This window comes from Clostridium puniceum (genome assembly GCF_002006345.1).
GTDB classification, from domain to species: Bacteria; Bacillota; Clostridia; order Clostridiales; family Clostridiaceae; genus Clostridium; species Clostridium puniceum.
Map to the genome: position 1 here is coordinate 1 of NZ_LZZM01000059.1, position 4,056 is coordinate 4,056.

A 4,056-nucleotide genomic window follows, 5' to 3' on the forward strand; every position below is an offset into this window, starting at 1 on the left:
TTTTCCTTTCTCAGTTTCATACCTCATAGGCGAAGTAGTGGATATATGCCCTTTTTTCTTATTATTAAAGTACTCATTAAATTCTGAGTGATTAGAAATGTATATTCTAAACGAAGATTGCGCGCAATCTAGCTCATGGTTATCTTTAAGATACTGCCATAAAATACGCTTATAATAAAATACTTGAATTGAATCTTTACTAAGAAGCTCTTTTATAATAGGCTCAAAAGCTTCTATTTTAGATTTGCAGTTTCTAGTGGTAGGTTTGACATATCCATTTAAATATTTGCCTACGGTTCGAGAATCAACTCCAAGTTCCCTAGCTATCTGGCTTTTATTTGCTTTCAACTTCTTTACCTCCATAATCAGCTTTATTTTATGAAGATCTTATAAAGTATTAATTTTAAGTTCTGAATAAACATTTGTTTGTATAATCATAATTACCCCGTTAAATATTGAGTAATTATAATTTATAAAAGATAAATTGTACATTCTTATCGTATCATTTATACAAATCAAAGAAATTACAAAGAAAGCAGAAAACTCAATATAGAGACCAAGTGATGGAAGTAGAAGTGAAACTTCAAGATAAATCAAAGGTGCCAAGTAATTCTATGGTTTTACTGAATAGGAAAAGCGTAAACGATGAAGCATTTGATACTAGTAGATTACTCGAAGAAGTTCTAGAAAGTAATAATATGCTTTTAAGCACTTAAAAGAGAGAGTAGCAATAAAGGTAGCTTCTATACTAACACAAATAAAGGAATTAGTATGGAATACAAGCTACTAAAATTAAATCAAATTACAAGAAGATGGATTAATTACTATGGAATTGCTAATGCGCGCGGAAAGATAGTGGAACTAGACAAATGGATTAGAAGGAGACTAAGAGCTTGCATATGGAAACGATGGAAGAAGATTAGCACTAAACAAAGAAATCTAGTTAAACTGGAAATTAATAAATACAAAGCATGGGAATATGCAAATACAAGAAAAGGCTATTGAAAAATCTCCAATAGTCCTATCTTAAGCAAATCTTTAACTAATAAATACCTAGAATCTCTAGGATTTATTAGTCTAATACAAACATGTAAAATTACACATTAAATTCTAATGAACCGCTGTATATCAAACGGTACGTACTGGTGGTGTGAGAGAACGCTAAATAAAATAATTATTTAGCTCCTACTCGATTATTCTGAATATCACAGGTTAGACCAGTGGTTCTAAAGAGCTTTTAACTTTGGATAGAAAGAACAAAACTTCATTATAAAATAGTGGTATATTTAACAATTTCAACTATAATGCAAGGCGGTGTGCCCTAAATGGGCAATAGCAAGAATGTAGGGATTTTTTGCACGCATTAGGAAACTAAAAGCAGAAAACCTTAATTTAACAATTAAAAAAAGGCAATGAATTTAGTACCACAATTAGGTGCTTTTTTTATTGCCAATTTTTATATATCGAAAAATTATAAAAAGATTACAGGAAAGCTATAGAAAGTCTATAAGAAACAGGCAATTAGGAGGTTTATAATAATAGAGAGCTAATGATAAAGCATTCTTTAATAAAAAATGTATTAGAGACTGATGATAAAAAATTAAAGTTTTGATATTGCAATATCTGAATCAAAAAATTAAGACATCATGTAGACAAATTAGAAAATTTAATTACTAAATCTATAATATAGATAATTTTAGGAGGTATGAATATGGAAAATGAAAAAAGTTTAACAGAAAAAAGTTTAAGTATAACAGCAACACCAATTGAAGGGAAGAATTATGTGCATCTTGAATGGACAAACCTTGGAGCAGGGTATAAGTATATGGTTTATTCAAAAGGACAAGATGAAGCAATTTATCAAAGTATTCCTTCAAAAACAAATATTAAAGTATTAAATATATATCCAAGCAAAGGTAATAATTTGAAAGGATGGATGGAAAATGCCAATAGTGAAAGTAACAATGGATATGGGAAGGGATTAATAAAAGTTGATGAGGTAGATATAGATGATTTTAATATAAACCCACCATTATATTTAAAAGATGATAGTGGAATTTGGAAATATGATGTTATTTATTTTGGAGCATGGGATGCTAGTAATGAAAAAAAATTTAATGACGTAGCTATACAATATATAGAGAGTTTTATTAAAGAAGGAAGAGGCTTTTTAGCTGGACATGACACAATAGTAGGTTATGGAGGTAATACGGGATTAAATAAGCTAAGATCTTATTTTAATATTAAAGTAGGTAACTGGAATAATAGCAATACAGGAATTGATCCAGGATATCAATATTGCGCATCTTTTATAGGATCTACCATTCGAGTAAAAAAGAAAGGGTTATTAACAAACTATCCTTGGAGTATAGGTGACATAGGTTCACAATTAAGAGTACCAATTTCGCATTCTACATCAAACTTTGCTTTAGGTGATATATGGATGACTTATCTTGATGATGCAGTATGGCCAAATTATTGGAATGCTCCAGAAAGTTTTAAGAAAATAAGTAATTTTTATCTAACTACTTGGAACAACTGTGCAATGATCCAAACAGGTAATTTAGGTGGAACTGCAACACCAGATGAGCAAAAAATACTTGCCAATACACTATTTTATTTAGCTCAATTAACAAGTGATACATCTTGTGATGATCATAAAGGTCAAGATTTAACAGCACCAGATAAAGTGAGCATTACTAGTGTATCAAATGATGATAAAAATATAAGTGTAACTTATTCTAAGGTTAATGATAATGGAACAAAGTATGAATATTATGTTAAAGCCAGCGATGGTAATGTAGCTAATGATATAACTTCTAATACTGTTGCTACTACAAATACATCAGGAATTGCTGGATATTCATATGTTATAGACAATATAAAGAATACAGAACCAGATAGCAACATTGACACTACAAATTTAGCAATATTAGCACCATTATCTAAATTAGATCTAGGAAAAATTATATATATTCACATTAAAACTATAGATAAGGTAGGCAATTCATCAGAAACTACTCATTATGAATATAAATATATACCTGGCTTAGATTTAGATAAAACATCAATAACTTTAAAAGAAGCTGCATCAGAGCAACTAACTGCAATAACAAATCCATCAAGTGTGGGGGTAACTTGGACTTCAAGTGATACTTTAATAGCAACTATAGAAGTAGATCCTACTAATGGTAAAATAATAAAAGTAAATGCAATAAAAGAAGGAAAAGCGACAATAATAGCAACTACAACAGATGGAAGCAACTTAAGTGCATCATGCACAGTTAATGTAACTAAAAAAGATATCCCTACTCCAGATAATCCGACTGATAGTAAAACAGGAGCAATCTTAATAATAAATTTAAATGATGGAGAAACAAAAGTTTTTGATGTTTCAAGTTCAGAGATAGATAAATTTAAGTCATGGTACAATACTAAATCAGAATATGAGAATAAACTAACATATGAATTTGATAAAACAGTTAATTCAAATATTTCAGTAGAAGAACATGTTGTACATGAAAAAATAACATCTTTTGAAATTAGAAAATATTAAAGTTTATAAAAGACACTTGCAGAAATGATATGCTCCCTTTATAGTAGACAGTTAAAATAATAAAACTGTCAATATGAAGGGGGGATATTTTTATGGCAAGAAAAGCTAAAGTTTCTCCAGAATAAAAACTTCAAGCTGTTAATGATTATCTTTCTGGAATGAAAGGTGATACTAAAATTTGTTATGAGTTGAGTGTTACAAAAAAATAATTTGATAAATAAGTTTGTAAGTTTAAGCTACATGGTGCTGAAGGAATTAAAACTACGACTAAAAATACATTCTATCCTATAGAACTTAAATATAAAGCTATAACAGATTATCTTAATGGAATCGGCTCCTTGTTTGAAATTTGTAGCAAATACAATATTTCTTCACATAGTATTCTTCAGCAATGGATTAAGAAGTATAATAGTCATAAAACATTTAAATCTCAAAATAAGCAAGGGGATAGAATTATGGCTAATGGACGAAAAACTACTTATGAAGAAAGAACTGAGATT

At 29.2% G+C, this 4,056-nt stretch carries 4 protein-coding genes and 1 pseudogene; 4 read left to right on the forward strand and 1 reads right to left on the reverse strand.

The window, feature by feature from the left end:
* Positions 1-438: pseudogene (locus CLPUN_RS05085) on the reverse strand (IS21 family transposase); the annotation flags it as partial.
* Positions 439-563: 125 nt separating this feature from the next.
* On the opposite strand from CLPUN_RS05085, the gene CLPUN_RS28520 reads away from it, so the two are divergent.
* The 4 genes from CLPUN_RS28520 to CLPUN_RS29550 form a co-directional block, all read left to right on the forward strand.
* A complete protein-coding gene (locus tag CLPUN_RS28520) occupies positions 564-716 on the forward strand; it encodes a hypothetical protein (RefSeq protein WP_242954046.1) in 153 nt (50 codons plus the stop codon).
* A 55-nt stretch (positions 717-771) separates the two neighbouring features.
* Complete coding sequence (locus CLPUN_RS28525; RefSeq protein WP_242954047.1) at positions 772-1,005, forward strand: group II intron maturase-specific domain-containing protein; 234 nt, start codon at positions 772-774, stop codon at positions 1,003-1,005.
* A 706-nt stretch (positions 1,006-1,711) separates the two neighbouring features.
* A complete protein-coding gene (locus tag CLPUN_RS05095) occupies positions 1,712-3,556 on the forward strand; it encodes an Ig-like domain-containing protein (RefSeq protein WP_077846252.1) in 1,845 nt (614 codons plus the stop codon).
* A gap of 308 nt (positions 3,557-3,864) precedes the next feature.
* Positions 3,865-4,056 (forward strand): helix-turn-helix domain-containing protein (locus CLPUN_RS29550; protein WP_423237281.1); only part of this gene is annotated, 192 nt, incomplete at its 3' end.

What these genes read in the sequence shown, in the direction of transcription:
- CLPUN_RS28525 (WP_242954047.1), top strand. Translation starts at nt 772, where the DNA reads ATGGAATACAAGCTACTAAAATTAAATCAAATTACAAGAAGATGGATT.
- CLPUN_RS05095 (WP_077846252.1), top strand. Translation starts at nt 1,712, where the DNA reads ATGGAAAATGAAAAAAGTTTAACAGAAAAAAGTTTAAGTATAACAGCA.
- CLPUN_RS28520 (WP_242954046.1), top strand. Translation starts at nt 564, where the DNA reads ATGGAAGTAGAAGTGAAACTTCAAGATAAATCAAAGGTGCCAAGTAAT.